32 protein-coding genes are annotated in these 24,171 nt (G+C 60.8%); 28 read left to right on the top strand and 4 right to left on the bottom strand.

Annotation, left to right across the window (positions count from 1 at the left end):
• The first annotated feature begins 36 nt into the window (after positions 1-36).
• Positions 37-2,151: an elongation factor G gene (gene fusA / locus A3M3_RS0103105; protein ID WP_028265110.1), complete on the top strand. Its 2,115-nt coding sequence runs from the start codon at positions 37-39 to the stop codon at positions 2,149-2,151.
• 236 nt (positions 2,152-2,387) lie between these two features.
• The gene (gene tuf / locus A3M3_RS0103100; RefSeq protein ID WP_028265109.1) at positions 2,388-3,578 is read left to right on the top strand and encodes an elongation factor Tu; all 1,191 of its coding nucleotides are present in this window, start codon (positions 2,388-2,390) and stop codon (positions 3,576-3,578) included.
• A 502-nt stretch (positions 3,579-4,080) separates the two neighbouring features.
• Here tuf and A3M3_RS0103090 read toward each other — a convergent pair.
• Positions 4,081-5,508 carry a GH1 family beta-glucosidase gene (locus A3M3_RS0103090; RefSeq protein ID WP_028265108.1) on the bottom strand — a complete coding sequence of 476 codons (1,428 nt, stop codon included), beginning with the start codon at positions 5,506-5,508 and terminating at the stop codon, positions 4,081-4,083.
• Between the two features lie 388 nt (positions 5,509-5,896).
• Between A3M3_RS0103090 and rpsJ the strand changes: the two genes are divergently transcribed.
• The 23 genes from rpsJ to map all read left to right on the top strand — a co-directional run bounded on the left by rpsJ (position 5,897) and on the right by map (position 18,855).
• Positions 5,897-6,205 carry a 30S ribosomal protein S10 gene (gene rpsJ, locus A3M3_RS0103080; protein WP_003803825.1) on the top strand — a complete coding sequence of 103 codons (309 nt, stop codon included), beginning with the start codon at positions 5,897-5,899 and terminating at the stop codon, positions 6,203-6,205.
• An 18-nt stretch (positions 6,206-6,223) separates the two neighbouring features.
• Positions 6,224-6,874, top strand: a complete 651-nt coding sequence (gene rplC / locus A3M3_RS0103075) for a 50S ribosomal protein L3 (RefSeq protein WP_028265107.1) — start codon at positions 6,224-6,226, stop codon at positions 6,872-6,874.
• Between the two features lie 4 nt (positions 6,875-6,878).
• Positions 6,879-7,496 carry a 50S ribosomal protein L4 gene (gene rplD, locus A3M3_RS0103070; protein ID WP_028265106.1) on the top strand — a complete coding sequence of 206 codons (618 nt, stop codon included), beginning with the start codon at positions 6,879-6,881 and terminating at the stop codon, positions 7,494-7,496.
• Positions 7,493-7,798, top strand: a complete 306-nt coding sequence (gene rplW, locus A3M3_RS0103065; RefSeq protein WP_028265105.1) for a 50S ribosomal protein L23 — start codon at positions 7,493-7,495, stop codon at positions 7,796-7,798. The genes rplD and rplW overlap by 4 nt, the downstream gene beginning before the upstream one ends.
• Before the next feature lie 29 nt (positions 7,799-7,827).
• Positions 7,828-8,667: a 50S ribosomal protein L2 gene (rplB, locus tag A3M3_RS0103060; RefSeq protein WP_028265104.1), complete on the top strand. Its 840-nt coding sequence runs from the start codon at positions 7,828-7,830 to the stop codon at positions 8,665-8,667.
• 12 nt (positions 8,668-8,679) lie between these two features.
• Positions 8,680-8,961, top strand: coding sequence for a 30S ribosomal protein S19 (rpsS, locus tag A3M3_RS0103055; protein WP_018773666.1), 282 nt, complete (start codon positions 8,680-8,682; stop codon positions 8,959-8,961).
• A 38-nt stretch (positions 8,962-8,999) separates the two neighbouring features.
• Positions 9,000-9,365: a 50S ribosomal protein L22 gene (gene rplV / locus A3M3_RS0103050; protein ID WP_028265103.1), complete on the top strand. Its 366-nt coding sequence runs from the start codon at positions 9,000-9,002 to the stop codon at positions 9,363-9,365.
• The gene (rpsC, locus tag A3M3_RS0103045; protein ID WP_028265102.1) at positions 9,366-10,202 is read left to right on the top strand and encodes a 30S ribosomal protein S3; all 837 of its coding nucleotides are present in this window, start codon (positions 9,366-9,368) and stop codon (positions 10,200-10,202) included.
• Positions 10,203-10,619 (top strand): 50S ribosomal protein L16, encoded by a 417-nt coding sequence (rplP, locus tag A3M3_RS0103040; protein WP_028265101.1) that lies wholly within the window; start codon positions 10,203-10,205, stop codon positions 10,617-10,619.
• A gap of 2 nt (positions 10,620-10,621) precedes the next feature.
• The gene (gene rpmC, locus A3M3_RS29220) at positions 10,622-10,945 is read left to right on the top strand and encodes a 50S ribosomal protein L29 (protein ID WP_028265100.1); all 324 of its coding nucleotides are present in this window, start codon (positions 10,622-10,624) and stop codon (positions 10,943-10,945) included.
• On the top strand, positions 10,942-11,241 hold the full coding sequence (gene rpsQ / locus A3M3_RS0103030) for a 30S ribosomal protein S17 (RefSeq protein ID WP_035741282.1): 300 nt from the start codon (positions 10,942-10,944) through the stop codon (positions 11,239-11,241). Before rpmC ends, rpsQ begins: the two co-directional genes overlap by 4 nt.
• 348 nt (positions 11,242-11,589) lie before the next feature.
• Positions 11,590-11,958: a 50S ribosomal protein L14 gene (gene rplN / locus A3M3_RS0103025; RefSeq protein ID WP_003803789.1), complete on the top strand. Its 369-nt coding sequence runs from the start codon at positions 11,590-11,592 to the stop codon at positions 11,956-11,958.
• A gap of 3 nt (positions 11,959-11,961) precedes the next feature.
• Positions 11,962-12,321: a 50S ribosomal protein L24 gene (gene rplX / locus A3M3_RS0103020; protein WP_028265098.1), complete on the top strand. Its 360-nt coding sequence runs from the start codon at positions 11,962-11,964 to the stop codon at positions 12,319-12,321.
• Positions 12,321-12,908, top strand: coding sequence for a 50S ribosomal protein L5 (rplE, locus tag A3M3_RS0103015; protein ID WP_051422907.1), 588 nt, complete (start codon positions 12,321-12,323; stop codon positions 12,906-12,908). The genes rplX and rplE overlap by 1 nt, the downstream gene beginning before the upstream one ends.
• A gap of 76 nt (positions 12,909-12,984) precedes the next feature.
• Positions 12,985-13,383, top strand: coding sequence for a 30S ribosomal protein S8 (gene rpsH / locus A3M3_RS0103010; RefSeq protein ID WP_028265096.1), 399 nt, complete (start codon positions 12,985-12,987; stop codon positions 13,381-13,383).
• A gap of 18 nt (positions 13,384-13,401) precedes the next feature.
• On the top strand, positions 13,402-13,938 hold the full coding sequence (rplF, locus tag A3M3_RS0103005; protein ID WP_028265095.1) for a 50S ribosomal protein L6: 537 nt from the start codon (positions 13,402-13,404) through the stop codon (positions 13,936-13,938).
• A gap of 3 nt (positions 13,939-13,941) precedes the next feature.
• Positions 13,942-14,325, top strand: coding sequence for a 50S ribosomal protein L18 (gene rplR / locus A3M3_RS0103000; RefSeq protein WP_028265094.1), 384 nt, complete (start codon positions 13,942-13,944; stop codon positions 14,323-14,325).
• A 29-nt stretch (positions 14,326-14,354) separates the two neighbouring features.
• Entirely contained in the window at positions 14,355-15,026 is a 672-nt protein-coding gene (rpsE, locus tag A3M3_RS0102995) for a 30S ribosomal protein S5 (RefSeq protein WP_028265093.1), read from the top strand.
• A 2-nt stretch (positions 15,027-15,028) separates the two neighbouring features.
• Positions 15,029-15,235: a 50S ribosomal protein L30 gene (rpmD, locus tag A3M3_RS0102990; protein ID WP_028265092.1), complete on the top strand. Its 207-nt coding sequence runs from the start codon at positions 15,029-15,031 to the stop codon at positions 15,233-15,235.
• Positions 15,235-15,729 carry a 50S ribosomal protein L15 gene (gene rplO / locus A3M3_RS0102985; RefSeq protein ID WP_051422906.1) on the top strand — a complete coding sequence of 165 codons (495 nt, stop codon included), beginning with the start codon at positions 15,235-15,237 and terminating at the stop codon, positions 15,727-15,729. Before rpmD ends, rplO begins: the two co-directional genes overlap by 1 nt.
• Before the next feature lie 186 nt (positions 15,730-15,915).
• Positions 15,916-17,226 carry a preprotein translocase subunit SecY gene (gene secY, locus A3M3_RS0102980; RefSeq protein ID WP_028265090.1) on the top strand — a complete coding sequence of 437 codons (1,311 nt, stop codon included), beginning with the start codon at positions 15,916-15,918 and terminating at the stop codon, positions 17,224-17,226.
• Positions 17,227-17,231: 5 nt separating this feature from the next.
• Positions 17,232-17,801, top strand: a complete 570-nt coding sequence (locus A3M3_RS0102975; protein WP_197023294.1) for an adenylate kinase — start codon at positions 17,232-17,234, stop codon at positions 17,799-17,801.
• Positions 17,802-18,027: 226 nt separating this feature from the next.
• Positions 18,028-18,855: a type I methionyl aminopeptidase gene (gene map / locus A3M3_RS0102970; protein ID WP_028265088.1), complete on the top strand. Its 828-nt coding sequence runs from the start codon at positions 18,028-18,030 to the stop codon at positions 18,853-18,855.
• A 96-nt stretch (positions 18,856-18,951) separates the two neighbouring features.
• On the opposite strand, the gene A3M3_RS0102965 is transcribed toward map, so the two are convergent.
• The 3 genes from A3M3_RS0102965 to A3M3_RS0102955 all read right to left on the bottom strand — a co-directional run bounded on the left by A3M3_RS0102965 (position 18,952) and on the right by A3M3_RS0102955 (position 22,293).
• Positions 18,952-20,298 carry an ABC transporter substrate-binding protein gene (locus A3M3_RS0102965; protein WP_028265087.1) on the bottom strand — a complete coding sequence of 449 codons (1,347 nt, stop codon included), beginning with the start codon at positions 20,296-20,298 and terminating at the stop codon, positions 18,952-18,954.
• A gap of 109 nt (positions 20,299-20,407) precedes the next feature.
• A complete protein-coding gene (locus tag A3M3_RS0102960) occupies positions 20,408-21,346 on the bottom strand; it encodes a carbohydrate ABC transporter permease (protein WP_028265086.1) in 939 nt (312 codons plus the stop codon).
• Complete coding sequence (locus A3M3_RS0102955; RefSeq protein ID WP_028265085.1) at positions 21,343-22,293, bottom strand: carbohydrate ABC transporter permease; 951 nt, start codon at positions 22,291-22,293, stop codon at positions 21,343-21,345. Before A3M3_RS0102955 ends, A3M3_RS0102960 begins: the two co-directional genes overlap by 4 nt.
• A 235-nt stretch (positions 22,294-22,528) precedes the next feature.
• Here A3M3_RS0102955 and A3M3_RS0102950 point away from each other — a divergent pair, with 235 nt between their 5' ends.
• The 3 genes from A3M3_RS0102950 to rpmJ all read left to right on the top strand — a co-directional run bounded on the left by A3M3_RS0102950 (position 22,529) and on the right by rpmJ (position 24,145).
• Positions 22,529-23,479, top strand: coding sequence for a P1 family peptidase (locus A3M3_RS0102950; RefSeq protein ID WP_028265084.1), 951 nt, complete (start codon positions 22,529-22,531; stop codon positions 23,477-23,479).
• A 256-nt stretch (positions 23,480-23,735) separates the two neighbouring features.
• A complete protein-coding gene (gene infA, locus A3M3_RS0102945) occupies positions 23,736-23,957 on the top strand; it encodes a translation initiation factor IF-1 (RefSeq protein WP_009358723.1) in 222 nt (73 codons plus the stop codon).
• Between the two features lie 74 nt (positions 23,958-24,031).
• Positions 24,032-24,145: a 50S ribosomal protein L36 gene (rpmJ, locus tag A3M3_RS0102940; RefSeq protein WP_011775570.1), complete on the top strand. Its 114-nt coding sequence runs from the start codon at positions 24,032-24,034 to the stop codon at positions 24,143-24,145.
• Positions 24,146-24,171: the final 26 nt, after the last annotated feature.

Here is a 24,171-nt window from a genome sequence, read left to right as displayed (position 1 = left end):
GCGGCGAACGTGTAGTCCATCCGAAAGGGAGACACCGTGGCACAGGACGTGCTTACCGACCTTAGCAAGGTCCGCAACATCGGCATCATGGCCCACATCGATGCCGGCAAGACCACTACCACCGAGCGCATTCTGTTTTACACAGGTGTGAACCACAAGATCGGCGAAACGCACGACGGCGCTTCGACGACCGACTGGATGGAACAGGAAAAGGAACGCGGCATTACCATCACGTCTGCCGCCGTCACCTGCTTCTGGGACAAGAACCAGATCAACATCATCGACACCCCGGGCCACGTGGACTTCACGGTTGAGGTCGAGCGCTCGCTGCGCGTCCTCGACGGTGCAGTTGCTGTCTTCGACGGCAAGGAAGGCGTCGAGCCGCAGTCCGAGACTGTGTGGCGTCAGGCTGACAAGTACAACGTGCCGCGTATCTGCTTCGTCAACAAGATGGACAAGCTCGGCGCTGACTTCTACTTCACCGTAGACACCATCATCAGCCGCCTCGGCGCCAAGCCGCTGGTTATCCAGCTGCCGATCGGTGCTGAGAACGACTTCATCGGCGTCGTGGATCTCCTTGAGATGCGCGCCCTGGTGTGGCCGGGCGATGCCAAGGGTGACGTCACCATGGGCGCCAAGTACGAGGTCCAGGAGATCCCCGCTGATCTCCAGGCCAAGGCTGAGGAATACCGTGCGCAGCTCGTCGAGACTGTTGCCGAGGCTTCCGAAGAACTCATGGAGAAGTACCTCGAAGGTGAAGAACTCACTGTCGAGGAGCTCAAGGCCGGCATCCGCAAGATGACCATCAACTCCGAGCTCTACCCGGTTCTCTGTGGTTCTGCCTTCAAGAACCGCGGCGTGCAGCCGATGCTGGATGCTGTTGTTGACTTCCTGCCGAACCCGCTCGACGTCCCGCCCATGGTCGGTCACGACCCGCGCGACGAAGAGAAGGAGCTCACCCGCAAGCCTTCTGCCGACGAGCCGTTCTCGGCCCTGGCGTTCAAGATTGCCGCGCACCCGTTCTTCGGCCAGCTCACCTTCATCCGCGTGTACTCCGGTCACGTAGAAGCAGGTGCCCAGGTGGTCAACTCCACCAAGGGCAAGAAGGAGCGCATCGGCAAGCTGTTCCAGATGCACGCCAACAAGGAAATGCCTGTTGAAGGCGCTACCGCTGGCCACATCTACGCAGCTATCGGTCTGAAGGACACCACCACGGGCGACACCCTGTGCGACCCGAACAACCAGATTGTCCTCGAGTCCATGAGCTTCCCGGAGCCCGTGATCTCGGTTGCGATCGAGCCGAACACCAAGGGTGACCAGGAGAAGCTCTCCACGGCTATCCAGAAACTCTCCGCTGAGGACCCGACCTTCCAGGTTTCCCTCAACGAGGACACCGGTCAGACCATCATCGCCGGCATGGGCGAGCTCCACCTGGACATCCTGGTGGACCGCATGCGCCGCGAATTCAAGGTCGAGGCAAACGTTGGCAAGCCGCAGGTTGCTTACCGCGAAACCATCAAGCGCGCTGTAGAGCGTCACGACTACACGCACAAGAAGCAGACCGGTGGTTCGGGTCAGTTCGCGAAGATCCAGATCGCTATTGAGCCGATGGACACCTCCGACGGCGAACTCTACGCGTTCGAGAACAAGGTCACGGGTGGCCGCGTGCCCCGCGAGTACATCCCGTCCGTTGACGCGGGCATCCAGGATGCGCTCAACGACGGCGTTCTGGCCGGCTACCCGGTTGTCGGCATCAAGGCCACGCTGATCGACGGCGCGTACCACGATGTTGACTCCTCGGAAATGGCATTCAAGATCGCCGGCCGTATGGCTTTCAAGGAAGCTGCACGCAAGGCTAACCCCGTTCTGCTCGAACCGCTGATGGATGTTGAGGTCCGCACCCCTGAGGAATACATGGGTGAAGTAATCGGTGACCTCAACTCCCGCCGTGGCCAGATGCAGTCCATGGAAGATGCCGCTGGTGTCAAGGTGATCCGTGCGCACGTTCCGTTGTCCGGCATGTTCGGATACATCGGTGACCTGCGTTCGAAGACCCAGGGCCGTGCTGTGTACTCCATGACGTTCAACAGCTACGCCGAGGTCCCGAAGGCAGTTGCCGACGAGATCATCCAGAAGAACCGCGGCGAGTAATCACCGACGGATTAACCAGGATGCTGGCCCGTTCCGGGAAGGCATTCAGTGCGGGTGGCCGGGCTTTGGCCCAGGCTGCAGTCCGGTCCCTGCACGAACAGACTCCAGGTACCAGCATTGGCCCCTGAATCTGCAATTTCACCAAATCCAAAGCCCCCAAGTAGACTTGCTGGAGTTTCTGCCGCGAAAAGCGCGGCCGAGGAGCAACTCACTTGAAATCGTTCTAGGAGGAACCTGTGGCAAAGGCAAAGTTCGAGCGGACTAAGCCGCACGTCAACATCGGCACCATTGGTCACGTTGACCACGGTAAGACGACGCTGACTGCCGCCATTTCCAAGGTGCTGTACGACAAGTACCCCACTCTCAACGAGCAGCGCGACTTCGCGTCGATTGACTCTGCTCCGGAAGAGCGCCAGCGTGGTATTACCATCAACATCTCCCACGTTGAGTACCAGACCGAGAAGCGCCACTACGCACACGTAGACGCTCCGGGTCACGCTGACTACATCAAGAACATGATCACCGGTGCTGCCCAGATGGACGGTGCGATCCTCGTGGTTGCCGCCACTGACGGCCCGATGGCTCAGACCCGCGAGCACGTTCTGCTCGCCCGCCAGGTTGGTGTTCCCTACCTGCTGGTCGCGCTGAACAAGTCCGACATGGTCGACGACGAAGAGCTTCTCGACCTCGTTGAAATGGAAGTTCGCGAGCTGCTCAGCGCTCAGGGCTTTGATGGCGACGACGCTCCGGTTGTCCGCGTTTCCGGCCTCAAGGCACTCGAAGGCGACCCGGTTTGGGTCAAGTCCGTCGAGGACCTCATGGAAGCTGTCGACAACTCGGTTCCGGACCCCGTTCGTGACCGCGACAAGCCGTTCCTGATGCCGATCGAAGACGTCTTCACGATCACCGGTCGTGGCACCGTTGTTACGGGTCGCGCCGAGCGTGGTACCCTCGCGATCAACTCTGAAGTTGAAATCGTTGGTATCCGTCCGGTCCAGAAGACCACCGTTACCGGTATCGAGATGTTCCACAAGCAGCTCGACGAAGCATGGGCCGGCGAGAACTGTGGCCTCCTGCTCCGCGGTCTGAAGCGCGACGACGTCGAGCGTGGCCAGGTTGTCGTCAAGCCGGGTTCCATCACCCCGCACACCGACTTCGAGGCCAACGTCTACATCCTTTCCAAGGACGAAGGCGGACGTCACAACCCGTTCTACTCGAACTACCGCCCGCAGTTCTACTTCCGTACCACGGACGTAACCGGCGTTATCACCCTGCCGGAAGGCACGGAAATGGTTATGCCTGGCGACAACACTGAGATGACCGTTGAGCTCATCCAGCCGATCGCTATGGAAGAGGGCCTCGGCTTCGCAATCCGTGAAGGTGGCCGCACCGTTGGTTCGGGACGTGTCACCAAGATCCTCAAGTAGCTCCTACTTGTAGATCGGTGAAGTGCCGGCCGCTTGTCGGCCGGCAGCAAACCAAAGAATAACCCCGTCACTGTGTGGCGGGGTTATTCTTTGTCGTCTTTTTCGCTGAGCGGCTCGGATCGCGCAAAATGCCTACAGACGGCTGTCAGGCACGATCCATTGCGGCTTCTTGTGCCTCAACGATGAATCCGTCGGAGGTAGTCTCGCTGCAAACGTTACTTCGGCTGTACGAGCGTCCGGCGGGGGCGGCATAAGTGAGCGCGCGTCTGGGCCCGGGAGTGCACGTCTGCACTGCCGGATGCGGACTGCGCCCTGATAGCGTTGGCCCAAAGGAGGAATGCGGAATGGGATGGCTCATTTTTCTGCTCGTGGTTGTGGTGATAGCGGTCGGGGTCTCGTGGGGGAGGAAGTACTTCCGCCGCGAAATCGATCGTGCCAAGCGAATCAACAGGGCGAATAAGAAAGAGTGATTTAGCACGCTCGGTCCATCAAGGACTTTGCGTCAGCTCCGGCGCGCCCTGCTGAGGGACTTGTACCAGTAGAAGGAGTCCTTGGGGGTTCTCTCGAGGGTGTCGAAGTCCACGTGAACCAGCCCGAATCGCTGCGAATAGCCGGCGGCCCATTCGAAGTTGTCCAGCAGGGTCCAGACATAGTAGCCCAGTAGTTCCACGTCGTGGGCGATCCCGCCCGGTGCCGTGGCACGCAATGCGTGGCCGAGGTGCGAAGCAAGGTAATCGATGCGGTCGGAGTCATGGACTGGACCCGCGGTGTGGTCCGGCTCCGGGAAGCTCGCACCGCTCTCTGTGATGAACAGTGGAGGCAGCGCAGCTCCGTAGCGGTCTTTGAGCTCACGCAGCAGGATACCTAGATGTTCGGGAGCCACGGGCCAGCCGAATCCCGTGGATTGGTATTCGGGAAAGGCCGCCAGATGGAACGGCAGCTTGGTCATCATGTCGGCATGGTTGCCCGGTGTGGTTCCGTCCCCACGGCCCGAAGCTATCTTGACGGGGTAGTAGTAGTTGACGCCATAGAAATCCAGCGGCTGGTGGATAGTCTTGAGATCCTCGTCCGAGACGTTTCCCAGAGCGCGGAACCACGGCCTCACCTGCAGTGGCGGCTTCGGATAGTGCCCGAGCAGGATCGGATCCGCATAAACGCGGTTGAAAACGAGGTCGAAGGCTTTCGACATGAGGCCGTCCGTGAGGCGCTTGCTCGCGGGCCGGACCGGCGAATGCATGTTGGCAACGCCGATGGCGCCCGCAACGCCTTCCGCCCGCAAGGCCTGGACAGCCAAACCATGCCCCAACAATTGGTGGTGCGCGGCAGGCAACGCGTCGAAAAGCAAGCGCCTACCTGGAGCATGGACGCCCAAGGCATAACCTTGCAATGCGACGGAAACCGGTTCGTTCAGCGTGACCCATTGCGCCACCCGGTCGCCGAAGCGGCCGGCGGCCGCAGCGGAGTATTCGGCGAAACGTTCCGCCGTCGAACGCGTCAGCCAACCGCCGTCGTGTTCCAGTGGCAGGGGGGTGTCCCAGTGGAAGAGGGTCACCATGGGGGAGATGCCGGCCTTCAAGAGCTTGTCGATCAGCCGATCGTAGAAGTCCAGGCCCTGCTGGTTGATCGGTCCCTTGCCGCTCGGCTGGATCCGCGGCCAGGAGAGGGAGAGTCGGTAGGAATCCACGCCCAGGTCCTGCATGAGGGCGATGTCCTCGTCAGCCCGGTTGTAGTGGTCGCAGGCAACTGCGGGGGAGTGGCCGTCGACGATTGCGCCCGGCTTCTCGGCAAACGCATCCCAACTGGACGGTCCGCGTCCATCGGCTGTGAGCGATCCCTCGATCTGGAAGGCTGCTGAAGCGACGCCCAAGGTGAAGCCCGGCCGGATGCGCTCCGCGAGCTCCCCCACCGTGGCAGCATCTTGGACAGTCATGCCCCTATCATCCTGACGGCAAGAGTCGATGGCAATGGTCCACGGGCCTCAATTGGCTTCTGCCGAGGAATTCGGGCATACTAGGTGAGTTGTTCAAGCGCTTCTTCGTGTCCCGATCCGGATAATGCCGGATGTCAGGGTCCAAGCTGAAGCCCAAACATAACCCAGATCCCCCAAGGAATTCGGACGCGTGTGCGTGGAAATCGCGACACGCCCGACCGCGGGGGTCGGTTACACCGGCAAGTTGAGGAACCCGGATCCCTCCGGATTCAGCTTGTGCGGCGGGTGGTAGTACTGCTTCAAATGCTTCGGCAGCCACATACAACACGTAAGTGAACAGGGCAGCCTTTAATCGAGGGCAGCACAGACTGAAAGAGAGTCAGGCGACATGGCGGGACAAAAAATCCGCATCCGGCTGAAGTCATATGACCACGAGGTCATTGATGTTTCAGCGCGGAAGATCGTTGAGACGGTCACGCGCGCAGGCGCAACGGTAGTCGGCCCCGTGCCGCTGCCGACGGAGAAGAACGTGTACTGCGTTATCCGCTCTCCCCACAAGTACAAGGACAGCCGTGAGCACTTTGAAATGCGTACTCACAAGCGTCTGATCGACATCATCGACCCCACGCCCAAGGCTGTCGACTCGCTTATGCGTCTCGACCTGCCGGCCGACGTGAACATCGAAATCAAGCTGTAGGGAGGTGCTGAGAAAACTATGACCGCAACCCGTAACGTAAAGGGCCTGCTGGGCACGAAGCTCGGCATGACCCAGGTCTGGGACGAGAACAACAAGCTCATCCCCGTCACTGTCGTCCAGGCTGACTCGAACGTCATCACCCAGCTGCGCAACGCAGAGACTGATGGCTATGTCGCCGTTCAGATCGGCTACGGCCAGATCGATCCCCGCAAGGTCACCAAGCCCTTGGCTGGTCACTTTGAAAAGGCTGGCGTAACCCCCCGCCGCCACGTCGTCGAACTGCGCACTGCAGACGCCGCATCTTACGAACTGGGTCAGGAGCTTTCTGTGGAGCTCTTCGAAGCCGGTCAGAAGATCGACGTCGTCGGCACCAGCAAGGGTAAAGGCTTCGCCGGTGTTATGAAGCGTCACGGCTTCCACGGCGTTGGAGCCTCCCACGGTGCGCACAAGAACCACCGCAAGCCCGGTTCCATCGGTGGCGCATCCACCCCGAGCCGCGTCTTCAAGGGTCTGAAAATGGCCGGCCGCATGGGCGCAGAACGTCACACCACGCTGAACCTCACGGTTCACGCCGTTGACGTTGAGAAGTCGCTGCTCCTTATCAAGGGTGCCGTTCCCGGCGCCCGCGGCCAGGTCGTCCTCGTACGCACCGCCGTGAAGGGAGCCTAGTTCAATGACTAGCACTGTCAAGGTAGACCTGCCTGCAGAGATCTTCGATGTCCAGACCAACGTGCCGTTGCTGCACCAGGTCGTCGTCGCACAGCTCGCTGCTGCTCGCCAGGGTACCCACAAGACCAAGACCCGCGCCGAAGTCTCCGGTGCAGGCCGCAAGCCGTTCAAGCAGAAGGGCACCGGGCGCGCCCGTCAGGGTTCCATCCGTGCTCCTCACATGACCGGTGGTGGCATCGTCCACGGCCCGACGCCGCGTGACTACAGCCAGCGCACCCCCAAGAAGATGAAGGCTGCCGCACTGCGTGGCGCCCTCTCTGACCGCGCACGTAACGGACGCATCCACGTCGTTGCTGAACTGGTCGAGGGCACCAAGCCGTCCTCCAAGGCAGCATTGGCCGCACTGCGTGCAGTCTCTGAGCGCAGGAACCTGCTCGTTGTGATCGAGCGCGCAAACGACGTCGCAGCACTGTCCGTGCGCAACCTCGCAGATGTTCACGTTCTGTACGCAGACCAGCTGAACACCTACGACGTGCTGGTTTCCGACGACGTGGTCTTCACCAAGGCTGCGTTCGAGGCTTTCATCGCTGACAAGGCAAAGAACGAGGAGGATGCCAAGTGAGTGCAGCCACCATCAAAGACCCGCGCGACGTCGTCATTGCACCCGTCGTTTCGGAAAAGAGCTACGGCCTGATCGACGAGGGTAAGTACACCTTCCTGGTGGACCCCCGCTCGAACAAGGCTGAGATCAAGCTGGCCGTGGAGAAGATTTTCTCCGTCAAGGTCGAATCGATCAACACCATCAACCGTGCCGGTAAGCGCAAGCGCACCAAATTCGGCTGGGGACAGCGCAAGAGCACCAAGCGTGCAATTGTCACCCTCAAAGAAGGCACAATCGACATCTTCGGCGGTCCGCTCGCGTAGCGGAGACCACTTTAACGAGGAAATGAATTATGGGAATCCGTAAATACAAGCCGACTACCCCGGGCCGTCGCGGCTCGAGCGTAGCCGACTTCTCCGAAATCACGCGATCGACTCCGGAAAAGTCGTTGCTGCGTCCGCTGCACAAGACTGGCGGCCGTAACAACACCGGTAAGATCACCACCCGTCACAAGGGTGGTGGGCACAAGCGCCAGTACCGTCTGATCGACTTCCGTCGTCACGACAAGGACGGCGTCAACGCCCGCGTTGCCGAAATCGAGTACGATCCGAACCGCACGGCTCGCATCGCCCTCCTGCACTACGTTGATGGCACCAAGCGTTACATCATCGCCCCGAACAAGCTGTCCCAGGGTGACTTCGTCGAGGCTGGCCCCGACGCTGACATCAAGCCGGGCAACAACCTGCCGCTGCGCAACATCCCGGTTGGTACCACCATCCACGCAGTTGAACTGCGTCCGGGTGGCGGCGCCAAGATGGCCCGTTCCGCAGGTGCTTCGGTTCAGCTCGTCGCCAAGGAAGGCCGTTTCGCCCAGCTGCGTCTGCCTTCCGGTGAAATCCGCAACGTCGACGTGCGCTGCCGCGCAACCGTCGGCGAGGTTGGCAACGCCGAGCAGTCGAACATCAACTGGGGCAAGGCCGGCCGTATGCGTTGGAAGGGCGTTCGCCCGACCGTCCGTGGTGTCGCCATGAACCCGGTCGATCACCCGCACGGTGGTGGTGAAGGTAAGACTTCCGGTGGACGTCACCCGGTCAACCCGAACGGTAAGCGTGAAGGCCGCACCCGCCGCCCCAACAAAGAGAGCGACAAGCTTATTGTTCGTCGCCGCCGTACTGGCAAGAACAAGCGATAGGAGCCTGGACACATGCCACGCAGCCTGAAAAAAGGTCCTTTCGTAGACCAGCACCTCTTTGTGAAGGTCGCCAGGGAAAACGAAAAGGGCACCAAGAACGTCATCAAGACCTGGTCCCGCCGTTCGATGATCGTCCCGGACATGCTGGGTCACACGATTGCCGTTCACGATGGACGCAAGCACATTCCGGTGTTTGTCACTGAGTCGATGGTCGGGCACAAGCTCGGCGAATTCGCTCCCACGCGGACATTCCGCGGCCATGTCAAGGACGACCGTAAGGGCAAGCGCCGCTAAGGCGCTCGCTCTACGGCTTAGACGAGAGAAGGAAAGCAATGGAAGCCAAGGCTATTGCGCGTCACATCCGCGTAACGCCTATGAAGGCCCGGCGCGTCGTCAACCTTGTTCGTGGTAAGCAAGCGAATGAGGCTCTGGCAATTCTGAAGTTTGCCGAACAGGCAGCTTCGGAGCCGGTATTCAAGGTAGTTCAGTCGGCAATGGCGAATGCCCGGGTCCTCGCGGACCGCGATGGCGTTGCCTTTGACGAAGGAGACCTCTACATCAGCGAAGCGTTTGTTGATGAAGGCCCGACCATGAAGCGGTTCCAGCCGCGTGCTCAGGGTCGCGCATTTCAGATCAAGAAGCGCACGAGCCACATCACCGTGGTAGTCGCTACCCCGGAGAAAGAGGAGGCTCGCTAAGTGGGACAGAAAGTAAACCCGCACGGGTTCCGACTCGGCATCACCACCGATCACGTATCGCACTGGTTTGCTGACAGCACCAAGGCGGGCCAGCGGTACAAGGACTTCGTTCGCGAAGACATCCGCATCCGCCAGCTCATGTCCACGGGCATGGAACGCGCCGGTATCGCCAAGGTCGAAATCGAACGTACCCGTGACCGTGTCCGCGTGGACATCCACACGGCCCGCCCGGGTATCGTCATCGGCCGCCGCGGTGCAGAAGCAGACCGCATCCGCGGCGAGCTCGAAAAGCTCACCGGCAAGCAGGTCCAGCTGAACATCCTCGAGGTCAAGAACCCCGAGATGGAAGCCCAGCTTGTTGCCCAGGGCGTTGCCGAGCAGCTGACTTCCCGCGTGGCTTTCCGCCGTGCGATGAAGAAGGCCATGCAGTCCGCACAGCGCGCGGGTGCCAAGGGCATCCGTATCGCTTGCTCCGGTCGACTGGGTGGCGCAGAAATGTCCCGCTCGGAGTTCTACCGCGAAGGCCGTGTGCCCCTGCACACCCTGCGTGCGAACATCGACTACGGCTTCTACGAAGCCAAGACCACCTTCGGCCGCATCGGCGTGAAGGTCTGGATCTACAAGGGCGACGTCACTGCCAAGGAACTGGCTCAGCAGGCAGCTGCTGCTCCGTCCCGCGGCCGCGGTCCGAGCGACCGTCCGGGGCGCCCGGGTGGCGCTGACCGTGGTGACCGCCGTCGTCGTACCGACCGCCCGGCAGCTGACGCAGCACCTGTTGCTGCAGAGGCTCCGGCAGCTGAAGCTGCTGCTCCCGCAGCAGAAGGAGGACAGGCTTAAATGCTTATCCCACGTCGAGTCAAGCACCGTAAGCAGCACCACCCGGGTCGTTCCGGCGCTGCAACGGGCGGCACCAAGGTCACTTTCGGTGAGTACGGCATCCAGGCTCTGAGCCCGGCCTACGTCACGAACCGTCAGATCGAGTCTGCCCGTATCGCGATGACCCGCCACATCAAGCGTGGCGGCAAGGTTTGGATCAACATCTATCCGGACCGTCCGCTGACGAAGAAGCCGGCCGAAACCCGCATGGGTTCCGGTAAGGGTTCTCCGGAATGGTGGGTCGCAAACGTCAAGCCGGGCCGTGTTCTCTTCGAACTCGCCGGTGTCAATGAAGAGGTAGCTCGCGAGGCACTGCGCCTGGCAATCCACAAGCTGCCGTTGAAGGCACGCATTGTGCGTCGCGAAGGTGGTGAATAGAAATGGCAGTAGGGTCGAAGGATCTCGCACCCGCACAGCTGGACGGTTTCGACAACGAGCGTCTCGTTGAAGAACTCCGCAAGTCCAAGGAAGAGCTGTTCAACCTGCGTTTCCAGTCCGCCACCGGACAGCTGGAGAACCACGGTCGTCTGCGCGCGGTAAAGAAGGACATCGCACGTATCTACACCGTTCTCCGTGAGCGTGAGCTGGGCATTCGTGCCGAGGTTGCCGCACCGGTTGTGGAAGCCAAGGAAGAAAAGAAGTCCAAGAAGGCAGCAGCCAAGGCTGAAAAGGCCGAAGCTGAGGCTGGGGAGGACGACAAGTGAGCGAACAGAAGGAAACTGTGACGGAAGCAGCAGCCAGCGCTGAACAGCGCGGTTACCGTAAGACGCGTCGCGGCTACGTTGTCTCTGACAAGATGGAAAAGACCATCGTTGTTCAGGTTGAAGACCGCGTGAAGCACGCTCTGTACGGCAAGGTCATTCGCCGCACCTCGAAGGTCAAGGCTCACGATGAGCAGAATGCCGCCGGTATCGGCGACCTCGTTCTGATCTCTGAGACTCGCCCACTCTCCGCTACCAAGCGGTGGCGCCTGGTCGAGATCCTCGAAAAGGCTAAGTAATCCCGCGCCGGGCCCTGTCCGGCAGCGACATGGATTGGTAGGAAGGCCCGTATTCCGGAAGGAATGCGGGCCTTTCTGCGTTTCAGTCCATAGCGTAAAACGTGCTAGGATATTGAGTTTGTATGGCGCCAGTTGTGCGTCAACAACCACCTCGTAAACAATCGTGCCGCGGCATACTGCCCCGCGCAGTTATTTCCGCAAGGGAAGCTGATGCTGGCGGCACGGGAGTTTAGGCCTGTACTGGCAAAATCCAGGCAGGTCAAGAGACACCCCGATCAACCGTTCCGCAAGGCTCATTCCGTATGCTTCATTTCGGTCTGAGAACCGGCGCGACGCAAGGAGTAAAAATTGATTCAGCAGGAGTCGCGACTTAAGGTCGCCGACAACACGGGTGCTAAGGAAATCCTTACCATTCGCGTTCTCGGTGGGTCCGGTCGTCGCTACGCAGGCATTGGCGACGTCATCGTCGCAACCGTCAAGGACGCTATCCCGGGCGGCAACGTAAAGAAGGGTGACGTCGTCAAGGCTGTCATCGTTCGCACTAAGAAGGAACGCCGCCGTGCGGATGGTTCCTACATCAAGTTTGACGAGAACGCAGCTGTGATTCTGAAGAACGACGGCGACCCTCGCGGTACCCGTATCTTCGGCCCGGTTGGTCGTGAACTCCGTGACAAGAAGTTCATGAAGATCGTCTCGCTGGCCCCGGAGGTGCTTTAGTCCATGGCTAAAATCAAGAAGGGTGACCTCGTTCAGGTCATCACCGGAGCCAAGCAGGAGCGCGGCGGCGACCGCGGCAAGCAAGGCAAGGTCTTGCGCGTCTACCCGGAAGCCAACCGCATCCTGGTAGAAGGCATCAACCGCGTCACCAAGCACACCAAGGTCGGTCAGTCGCAGCGCGGCACCAAGACCGGTGGCATCGAGGTCGTTGAGGCCCCGATCCACGTCTCTAACGTTGCTCTTGTTGACCCCTCGACCAAGAAGCCGACCCGCGTTGGTTTCCGTCTCGAGACCGTTGAGAAGGACGGCGTCTCCAAGACCGTCCGTGTCCGCGTGTCCAAGGCATCCGGGAAGGACATCTGATGAGTGAGACACTGTCTGAGACTTCGGTCGAAACGAAGATCGTTCCGCGTCTGAAGACGAAGTACGCCGATTCCATCAAGCAGACCCTGGTTGAGGAATTCAAGTACGCGAACGTGAACCAGGTTCCCCGCCTCGTGAAGGTTGTTGTGAACATGGGTGTTGGAGATGCCGCCAAGGACTCCAAGCTGATCGACGGCGCCGTCCGCGACCTCACCCTGATCACCGGCCAGAAGCCGCAGGTAACCAAGGCCCGCAAGTCCATCGCCCAGTTCAAGCTGCGCGAAGGCATGCCCATCGGTGCACACGCAACCCTGCGTGGAGACCGTATGTGGGAATTCGTGGACCGCCTCGTGTCCCTCGCCCTGCCCCGTATCCGCGACTTCCGCGGTCTCAACGGCAAGCAGTTCGACGGTAACGGCAACTACACCTTCGGTCTGACCGAGCAGGTTATGTTCCACGAAATCGACCAGGACTCCATCGACCGCGTACGCGGCATGGACATCACGGTCGTTACCACTGCAAAGACCGATGACGAAGGCCGCGCGCTGCTCAAGGCGCTTGGTTTCCCGTTCAAATCCGAAGACTAATAACTACGTAGTAGGTCCGGCCGCGGCTGCCTAAGAGCCAACGCGGAAACCATTACGAGGAAGGGCAAGAGCCCAAATGACTATGACAGATCCTGTCGCAGACATGCTTACGCGTCTGCGCAACGCCAACTCGGCATACCACGACACCGTGAGCATGCCGTACAGCAAGCTCAAGGCACGCGTTGCCGACATCCTGAAGGCAGAAGGCTACATCGCTGCCTGGAAGGAAGAGGAAGCCGAGGTCGGCAAGAAGCTGACCATCGACCTCAAGTTCGGTCCGAACCGCGAGCGTTCGATTGCTGGTGTCCGCCGTATTTCCAAGCCTGGTCTCCGCGTTTACGCGAAGTCCACCAACCTGCCTCACGTGCTGGGTGGCCTGGGTATCGCAATCCTGTCCACCTCTTCCGGCCTCCTGACTGACAAGCAGGCCGGCAAGAAGGGCGTGGGCGGCGAAGTCCTCGCGTACGTCTGGTAACGGGAAAGGAAGAGAATAATGTCACGTATTGGACGTCTCCCCATCACCGTTCCTGCCGGCGTTGAAGTTAAGGTTGATGGCTCTGTCATCAACGTCAAGGGCACCAAGGGCGAGCTGAGCCACACTGTAGCCAGCCCGATCGAGGTCACCCTGGACGAAAGCACCTTGACTGTCACCCGCCCGAACGACGAGCGCGCTTCGCGTTCCCTCCACGGCCTGACCCGCACCCTGATCGCCAACATGATCGAGGGCGTCACCAAGGGCTACGAAAAGAAGCTTGAAATCGTGGGTACTGGTTACCGCGTTCAGGCCAAGGGTACTGACCTTGAGTTCGCTCTCGGCTTCAGCCACCCGGTCAATGTCTCCGCTCCCGAAGGCATTACCTTCACGGTGGAGGGGCCGACCAAGCTCTCCGTCGCTGGTATCTCCAAGCAGCAGGTCGGCGAGGTTGCTGCCAACATTCGCAAGCTGCGCAAGCCCGACCCCTACAAGGGCAAGGGTGTCCGTTACGCAGGCGAAGTTATCCGCCGCAAGGTCGGAAAGGCTGGTAAGTAAACCATGGCCATCGCAATTAACAAGAAGCGCACGAACAAGAGCAAGTCTGCTGCACGCAGCCGTCGCCAGCTTCGTATCCGCAAGCGCATCAGCGGCACGGCTGTCCGTCCTCGTCTGGTCGTCAACCGCTCCGCACGCCACATCTTCGTCCAGGTTGTCGATGACTCCAAGGGTGTAACCGTGGCTTACGCTTCCACCCTGGAAGCTGACCTTCGTGCACTCGACGGCGACAAGACTGCCAAGGCCAAGCGCGTCGGCGAGCTCGTTGCCGAGCGTGCCAAGGCTGCCGGCATCGAAGCAGTCGTCTTCGACCGCGGTGGTAACAAGTACCACGGCCGCATCGCCGCCGTCGCTGACGGTGCTCGCGAAGGTGGGCTGGCACTGTGACCGTTGAGAATAACGAAAAGGACATTCAGGTGACTGAAGCTGCAGCTGCTGAGGCAACTGAGACCGCTGCTGCCACCGACGACCGCCGCGGCGGCCGTCGTGGCGAGCGTGGTGACCGTGGCCAGGGCCGCGGCGACCGTGGTGGCCGTGGTGGCCGCGACGGCGGTCGCGAGGCCGAGAAGAGCCAGTTCGTAGAGCGCGTTGTGACCATCAACCGTGTTGCCAAGGTCGTCAAGGGTGGTCGTCGCTTCAGCTTCACCGCCCTCGTCGTCGTTGGCGACGGCAACGGCCTGGTTGGCGTCGGCTACGGCAAGGCCAAGGAAGTTCCCGCAGCTATCGCAAAGGGCGTTGAAGAAGCCAAGAAGTCCTTCTTCCGCGTTCCCCGCGTTGGCAGCACCATCCCGCACCGCGTGCAGGGTGAGGCCGCAGCAGGCGTTGTCATGCTGCGTCCGGCTTCGCCGGGTACCGGTGTTATCGCCGGTGGTCCGGTCCGCGCGGTACTGGAATGCGTCGGTATCCACGACGTTCTCTCCAAGTCGCTCGGTTCTTCGAACGCCATCAACATCGTTCACGCGACTGTTGACGCTCTGAAGCGTCTGGAAGAGCCCGCTTCCGTGGCAGCCCGTCGTGGCTTGCCGCTGGACGAGGTCGCTCCGGCTGCTCTGGTGCGCGCACTCCAGAACCAGAAGGCAGGTGTTTAGTCATGGCTAAGAACGTGACTCCCTCCGACGCTCAGTTGGAGATCACCCAGATCAAGGGCGTCATCGGCGCCAAGCAGAACCAGCGCGAAACCCTGCGGTCCCTCGGCCTCAAGCGCATCGGACACACCGTTGTCCGTACCGCTGACGCCGTGACCGTTGGAATGCTCAACACGGTTCCGCACCTCGTGAATGTAGAGGAGGCGAAGTAATGGCTGAGAACAAGACTGCCGATAAGGCACAGAACGAGGCTGCTGACAAGCAGAACGCTCTGAAGGTCCACCACCTGCGTCCCGCCCCGGGTGCCAAGACTGCCAAGACCCGTGTTGGTCGTGGTGAAGGCTCCAAGGGTAAGACCGCCGGTCGCGGTACCAAGGGTACTAAGGCCCGCTACCAGGTCAAGGCTGGCTTTGCCGGCGGCCAACTGCCGCTGCACATGCGCTTGCCGAAGCTCCGCGGCTTCAAGAACCCGTTCCGGGTTGAGTTCCAGGTTGTCAACCTGGACAAGCTCAATGAGCTGTTCCCGGAAGGTGGAGTTGTCACCGTCGAGTCCTTGGTCGAGAAGGGCGCCGTTCGCAAGAACCAGCCCGTCAAGGTGCTGGGCACCGGCGACATCACCGTCAAGGTTGACGTCACGGCCCACGCTTTCTCTTCCAGCGCCGCTGAAAAGATCGCAGCAGCAGGCGGAACCACCACTGCCCTCTAAGGGGCTTTGGGGCGCAGCCCGCTGTAAATAGACTCCCGGTGCGGGGGCTTCGGCCTCTCGCACCGGGAGTTTTTTCATGTGGCGCAGACCCTCGATTGTTCGCATGGCGCATGAAGCCGTTAGACTCGGGTGTTGGGTTTCAATGACCCCTTCGACACCCTTGGACTTTTTAACTCAGGAGGACGCTTGCTAAGCGCATTCAGCCGGGCATTTCGAACGCCTGATCTGCGACGCAAGTTGTTGTTCACGCTGGGAATCATCACAATCTTCCGCTTGGGCGCTTTTATCCCCTCGCCTGGTGTGAGCTACCAAAATGTTCAGCAATGTTTGTCAAGCAATCAGGACCAGGGCGGCCTCTACCAGCTCGTGAACCTGTTCAGCGGTGGTGCACTGCTGCAGGTATCGATCTTTGCCTTGGGGATCATGCCGTACATCACGGCCAGCATCATCGTGCAGTTGCTCCGCGTGGTCATTCCGCGGTTCCAGCAGCTGTATGAGGAAGGCGCCTCGGGCCAGTCGAAGCTGACGCAGTACACGCGCTATCTGACCATCGCGCTGGGTCTTTTGAACGCCACCACCCTGGTGTCCCTGGCACGCTCCGGGCAGCTGCTGCCCAACTGCCAGCTGCCGATCATCCCCGACACCAGCATCATCGCCACGATTCTTGTGATCATTACGCTGACGGCCGGTACGGGCCTCATCATGTGGATGGGTGAACTCGTCACCGAGAAGGGCGTGGGCAACGGCATGTCCCTGCTCATCTTCACTTCCATTGCGGCCGGCTTTCCGACCTCCTTGGGTGCCATCTGGAACTCCAAGGGCCCTGGCACCTTCTTCATGGTGTTGATCATCGGTTTGGTGACCGTTGCACTTGTCGTGTTCGTTGAACAGTCCCAGCGGCGCATTCCGGTCCAGTACGCCAAGCGTATGATCGGCCGTCGCACCGTGGGCGGCACCAGCACATACATTCCCATCAAGGTGAACATGGCCGGCGTCGTGCCCGTTATCTTTGCTTCCTCGATGCTCTACTTGCCCGGGCTGATTGCACAGTTCAACCAGCCGAAGGCTGGAGAGTCCCTGGCCCCATGGGTTGAATGGATCAACAACAACCTCACCAAGGGTGACCACCCCATCTACATGGCGTTGTACTTCGTCATGATCGTGTTCTTCACCTACTTCTATGTCGCGATCACCTTCAATCCTGAAGAGGTCTCCGACAACATGAAGAAGTACGGTGGGTTCATTCCGGGCATCCGGGCGGGTAAACCGACCGCGGACTACCTGCAGTACGTGCTTTCCAGGATCACCCTCCCCGGAGCCTTCTACTTGGGCTTCGTGGCGTTGATTCCGTTGGTTGCACTTGTCCTGATCAGCGCAAACCAGAACTTCCCGTTCGGTGGCACGTCAATTCTGATCATGGTGGGTGTGGGCCTGGAGACCGTCAAGCAGATTGATGCGCAGCTACAACAACGTCACTACGAAGGGCTTTTGCGATGACGAGAATGCTGATCATTGGACCTCCGGGTTCGGGCAAGGGAACCCAAGCTGAGCGGATTTCCGAGCGCTTGGGCGTAGTCGCCATTTCCACGGGCGACATCTTCCGTGCAAACGTCAAAGGCGAAACCCCGCTGGGTATCGAAGCCAAGAAGTACATGGACGCCGGTGATTTCGTTCCGGACAGCGTGACCAACAAGATGGTGCGTGATCGACTGAACGAAAACGACGTCGAAAACGGCTTCCTGCTTGATGGATACCCGCGCACCACCGCCCAGGTGGACTACTTGGACCAAATCCTCGCCGACACGGAAGAGAAGCTCGACGTCGTGCTTCAGCTGACGGCCGACGACGAGGAGCTTGTCTCGCGCCTGCTGGGCCGTGCCAAGGAGACCGGACGCTCGGACGACAACGAAGCTGTCATCCGCCATCGCCTGGACCTCTACCACCAGCAGACGGAAGCAGTGGTGGCCAGGTACGCCGATCGCGGCATCCTGACCAAGGTCGATGGTATTGGCGGCATCGATGAGGTCACTGACCGCGTCTTGTTGGCCATAGAGACAACCAAGGCCGTCTAGTCGCCGCATGATTGTCGAAGAGGGTGTGTCCCGCGCCGGAGTGAAAATGCTCCCGGCCCGGGACGCGCCCTTTTCTTTTCACCGTGCGCGATCACCGAGAATCCGTACCGTCCTGGATCACTGATGGCTCCGGTTTCGGGCAGCGCCGCTGATGCGGGAAAATAGGAGTAGGCAGGGTGATTTGGTCCTGCATCCCATCACAAGCACCCCACCCCAAGAGGAGACCATGGCGTTCGGCCAGCCCCGCATTGAATACAAGACCAATGAGCAAATGCGCAAGATGCAAGAGGCCGGATTGGTCCTCAGCAGAGCGCTCGACGCAACCGTTGCAGCTGCGAAACCGGGCGTCACCACGCGGCAGCTCGATGCCGTCTTTGCGGCTGTCCTGAACGACGCCGGAGCTAAGTCGAATTTCCTCGGTTACCACGGCTTCCCGGCCACCATCTGCACCTCCGTCAATGAGGAAGTGGTCCATGGCATCCCTGGCGACCGCGTGCTTCAGGACGGGGACATCATTTCGATTGATGGCGGAGCGATCGTCGATGGTTGGCACTCCGACTCCGCGCGCACCGTGATAGTCGGCACGGCCGATCCAGAGGACCAGCGGCTATCCGATGTAACCCAGGCCGCGATGTGGCGGGGGATCGCTGCTTTGGCCTTGGGGAAGTTTGTGGGAGATATCGGCAACGCGGTGGACGACTACGTCTCCTCGGTGCCGGGAAAGCCCCTGGGCATCCTGGAAGACTATGTGGGCCACGGCATCGGTTCGGAGATGCACATGGCCCCTGACGTGTTGAACTATCGCACCACCCACCGGGGTCCGAAGATCAGGCCCGGATTGTGCCTTGCCATCGAACCCATGCTGGTTCGTGGCAGCATCGAAACAGCCACCCTCGACGACGACTGGACCGTGGTGACCACCGACGGCAAGCGTTCGTGCCAGTGGGAGCACTCGGTTGCCGTCCACGAAAAGGGTATCTGGGTGCTTTCCGCGCCCGACGGCGGCGCAGAGCAGCTGATGCCGCTCGGCGTCGTACCCGTTCCGATTCCCTGACGACACGCAAAGGCCCCAGCGATACAGAAAATCCCTGGCGACGCCCGTATCCGTATCCGGGTGTCGCCAGAGATTTTGCGTGTCCGAGCGCGATCTCTAGCTCTTGAGCTTCGGCTTCACGTCCTTGGTGTAGATGCCCTCGAGGGTTGTCTTGAGGTCGGTCATGGTGGCCTTCACGTCGCCCTGCTGGGTGAGGATCTTCGCGGCAGCCTTAGCCATCTCCTGATCGGCACCGGGCAGGAAGACCCTGGCGTTGTCCTGCACCTTGGTGACTGCGAGCTGGTCCATCGCGGTCTTTATCTGAGGAGTCTTTGCGAGGACTGCCGTCATGTCCGCCGAAACGCGGGTGGGCATGTAGCCGGTCGCGGCTGAGAAGGCCGCCGTGTTTTCAGGTTCGGTCATGAACTTCAGGAAGGTGGCAGCCGCGAGCTGGACCTCCTTGCTCACACCGCTGGGAATCCCGAGGCCGGCGCCGCCAGTGGGGCAGACGTTGGTCCCGGCCTTGGGACCGCCCGGCAGGAAGCCGACTCCGACGTTGAACTTGGCGGACTTCAGCACACCCAGAAGGTCCCCAGTGGAGGAGATCGTGGTTGAGGTAATGCCTGCGGCGAAATCGTCGGCCGCATTCTTGGAGGAGACGCCGGCCCACTTGTCCTTGTAGATAGAGTCTTGCGCCCACTGCAGGGCAGTGACGGACTCAGCCGAATCGCAGTTGAAGGTCCATCCGTTGGACCAGCTGCCGCCCCAGCCCCACAGGTTGTTCTGCAGCGTCCATCCTGCGTAGCCGGCCAGCGCGGGGTAGATGTAGGCGTACTTGGCGCCCGTGCTTGCCTGGAGTTTGGGAGCCCAGTCAGCGAATTCCTGCCAGGTCTTGGGTGCCCGGTCCGGAAGGCCGGCAGCGTTGAAGTGGTCCTTGTTGTAGTAGAAGAGGGGGGTGGAACGGCCGTAGGGAAGCGCCCACTGCTTGTCGGCGTACTGGTAGTCCGCTACGAGGGACTTCTGGAAGTCATCGATTTTGACGTCAAGCTGCTTGATGAGGCCGTCCAACGGAATGATGTTGCCGTTGGTGTAGTAGCGGAACCACCAGACGTCGGAGAGCACCACAAGGCCGGGAAGGGCGGACTTCGCGGCTTGCGAGGTCTGGAACTTTTGGGCGATTTCCTCGTAGTTGGCGCCTGCCGTCACAAGGTTCACCTTGATGTCCGGGAACTTCGCTTGAAACTTGTCGATGATGGATTGCTCGACGGTTTGGGACTGCCCGGGGTGGCTGGTCCAGAAATCGAACGAGCCGGCCGGTTTGACGCCCGTGAAGTCGATATCCGAAGGGCTGCTGCTTACTGCGCTGCCGGTGGTAGACGGACCGCCGCATGCTGCCAGGGCGGCGGCTCCGACTCCGAGTCCGGCGAGCCCCAGGAAGTTTCTACGGTCAAGGTTCATTGCCATGGTTGGTCCTCTCAAGGATGCAAAGGTGGTGATGGTTGTTTGGACGGCGCGGCCAAGCACGGGTTGGGGCAAGGCCATGGGGGGAGGGTGCGGGTTTGGTGTCGCGTGGTTAGCCGGTGACACTGCCTTGGGTGAGTCCGGCAACGATGTAGCGCTGCAGTGCGGCGAAGACCAGGAGGATGGGGATGATTACCAAGACTGCCCCGGCCATCAGGATCCCCCAGCCGGCACCATTTCCTTCAGAGTTCTGAAGGAGGGTCAGTCCGACCGGGAGAGTCATGGTGTCCGGCCGATCCGTGATGATCAGGGGCCAAATGTAGTCGTTCCATTCGCTGACCACGGTGACGAGGGCTACGGTGGCGATCGAGGGGAGGGATACGGGAGCCACCACTTGCCACAGCCTGCGCCAGTGGCCTGCGCCGTCGATTTCCGCGGCTTCGAGGATGGATGCCGGAAGGGTCTTGAAATGCTGGCGGAGGAGGAAGGTTCCGAAGGCCGTGCCGAGGCCCGGGAGAATGATTCCCCACAGGGTGTTCTTCCCGCCGATTCCCGCAATCAGGATGTAGTTCGGGAGGATCGACACCTGTGGCGGCACCATCAGGGCCACGAGGATCACGACGAAGATGACGTTCTTGAACGGGAAACGGACAAATACCAAGGCGTACGCCGTGAGGATCGCCAGGATCACTTTTACCGTGGAACCCACCGTGGTGACGATCAAGCTGTTCAGGAAAAACCGGGCGAACGGTACGGTGGTCATGGCCGTCTGGTAGTTCTCCAAGTTCAGGCCCTGCGGAAGGATTTTGAGATCCGTGGTGACGATCTCGCCAGGCTGTTTGAAGGAGCTCAGCACCATCCACAAGAGCGGCAGCACCACCACGAGGGTGGCGACGATCAGAGGGATGTAGCCTCCGGCCACCGTCTGGACGAGGTTCGCGCGGGAGAACGGCCGGTCGCGCCGCGCCGGGCGCTCCGGACCGCCGTCGGGCGCTGCCTGGGTTCCGGCGACCGTTGCAGGGCTGGGATTGACGGGGGAGAGGGTGCTCATGAGTAGTGCACCTTCCGTTCGACGAACCGCAGCTGGAGCACGGTAATGATGAGCAGGATGGCGAAGAGCACCACAGAGATAGCGGCCGAGTATCCGGCGCGGTTGTAGGCTCCGAAGGCCTGCAGGTAGGCCTCGTAGATCAGGGTGCTGGTTCCGTTGCCCAGCGGCGTCATGATCCGGATCAGGTCGAAGGCTTGGAGTGAACTGATCATGGTGGTGATCAGCAGGAAGAACGTGGTGGGCGAAAGCAGCGGGACCGAGATGCTTATGAAGCGGCGGACGCCGTTGGCGCCATCCAGGGACGCCGCCTCCATGACGTCTTTCGGGAGCGACTGAAGTCCTGCGAGGTAGACGACCGCGCAATATCCCAGGTTCTTCCAGACATAGACGATGATGACCATCACCAAGGCAAGCTGAGGATCGTTGATCCATTGCGGGCTTTGCTGGCCGATGCCCCGGAGAAGCCAAGACAGGACGCCGTACCCGGGGTCGAAGATGAACAGCCACACAAGGCCCACGCCCACACCGCTGAGGACATAGGGGGCGAAGACTGCCGAACGCGCAAAAGTGGTGCCACGGACCTTGGAGTTCAAAGCCAGGGCGACCAGGAGCCCCAGCACCATGGAACCACCAACGGTGACCACCGTGAAGAGGGCCGTTGTTCCTAGCACTTGGGGAGCGTCGGAGCTGGTGAAGAAGTTGATGTAGTTGTCGAAGCCAACGACCGTGGCAGACGCGGAGCCCAAGGTCCAGTCAAGGGTCGAGTAGTACATGTTGTTGATCAGCGGCAGGTACGTGAATAGCGCTATCAGCGCCAGATTCGGCAGGGCCAATGCCAGGAACACGAAAAAGTCGCGTCGGGTCCGGCCGGACCAACGTACCCGGCGCTGAGCAGCCGGGACAGTCTGCGCGGGGCGCGCGGGCCTGCCAATCAGTTGTCTTGTCATGGGGAGTCTCTAACGGTTTGCAGATATTGGGGCGCGCCGGATTCGGACTGTCGGGTCGAGGGGCGGCTAGCTTTAGCCCACCACACGGAAACACCTGTCAAGTCAGAAAACGGGCGATCGCCGGGATTGTTGGATAAGCCTTCTGCGCTCGTTTACTCGATGTTTCGTGGGGGGTGGGGACTTGTTTACATTCGAGGCAGAACTACCGTTTGTGCCGAAGGAGCAGAATAGGCACATGACTTCCAAGATCACTGACGTGCCAGAAATCCGGGTGGGACATGTCCAGCGAATCGGCGACGGCTGGCTGAGCGGGGTGACGGTGGTCCTTCCGCCCCCGGGGACCGTGGGCTCGGTGGATGTCCGGGGCGGCGGCCCGGGAACGCACGAGACGGACGCGCTTGACCCCACCACCTTGGTACCCACGGTCGATGCAGTAGTGCTCACCGGGGGGAGTGCTTTCGGCCTGATCACGGCCCATGGTGCCCAACGGTGGTGCGAAGAGCAAGGACGTGGGTTCGCCGTGCCTGGGGGAGTGGTCCCGATCGTTCCGGCTGCCGCGATCTTTGACTTGGGTCGCGGAGGCGACATCACCGCCCGCCCCGACGAAGCGATGGGCTACGAAGCGGCCGCTGCGGCTGCGGCAGCGAACGAGCATGCCGACGTCGGGCGCGGAAGCATCGGTGCCGGTACTGGTGCCGTGATTGGCCGCGGTGCGTTCAAGGCGGGAGTGGGAACTTCATCCATCACCCTTGACGGCGGAGTGGTGGTCGGCGCGCTCGCTGTGGTGAACGCGCTCGGGATGCCTTTCGGCGTATCGCTCCGGCAGGCGGAGCCCGGCAGCACCCGTCAGGTGGCGCCCCCGGCGTTGAACACAACCCTTGTGGTCGTCGCTACGAATGCGGTGCTCGACCCCGCAGAATGCAAGCGGACCGCCAGTGCGGCACATGCAGGCCTGGCCCGGGCCTTGAGCCCTTCCCATACCCTCGCCGACGGCGACACCGTGTTCGCGCTGGCGACATGCGCCGTCGGGCTTGACCGCAGTTCGGAACAAGCGAGGCAGGTTTCGCTCATTACCCTGCAAAGCGCAGCGGCAGACGCCGTCCGCCTGGCTGTTCTTGACGGCGTCGCGTCCGCCGATTCGATTACGACGGCGGCAGGTACCTTCCCGGCCTACGGTCCCGTTTAGCGCGATCCAGGGGGTTCCGTGCCCCGAGGGAGGGTGGCACCGCGCCGTCGTCTGCGCTAGCATAGGCGGATTTAACATTCGCGCCGCATTGGAGTAGAGTTGTCTGTTGGTTGTCTGCGCAGCCACGCCCATTTAACAGGTCGCGAGTCCTGCTGGGTGGAGTGGCAGGAGCGGGATGGCTAAACAAACAAAAAACGTCCGCAGATTTTCCGGTGCTTAACCGGAGGGCTGCGGCAAACAACAGTTAGCGGAGGATATGGCCAAGAAGGACGGGGTCATTGAGATCGAGGGCGTTGTGACTGAGGCGCTGCCCAATGCGATGTTTCGCGTTGAGCTCACCAACAAGCACATCGTTCTTGCACACATCTCGGGGAAGATGCGACAGCACTACATCAGGATTCTCCCTGAGGACCGCGTAGTGGTGGAGCTGAGCCCTTACGACCTCACACGTGGTCGCATCGTCTACCGCTACAAGTAATTGCTGGGCGGCAGCCTGGGGAAACCCGGGCAGTGCCGCGACAGCTGACCAACTGCAACACGCAAAGGAACGCCATGAAGGTCAAGCCGAGCGTTAAGCAGATCTGCGACAAGTGCAAAGTGATCCGCCGTAATGGCCGGGTCATGGTGATCTGCGAGAACCCGCGCCACAAGCAGCGCCAGGGCTAATTCCCGCAAGGGAAATAGCGCCCGCG

This window comes from Arthrobacter sp. MA-N2, from assembly GCF_000517125.1.
GTDB lineage: Bacteria > Actinomycetota > Actinomycetes > Actinomycetales > Micrococcaceae > Arthrobacter > Arthrobacter methylotrophus.
This window is presented reverse-complemented; position numbering and strand designations above follow the sequence as displayed.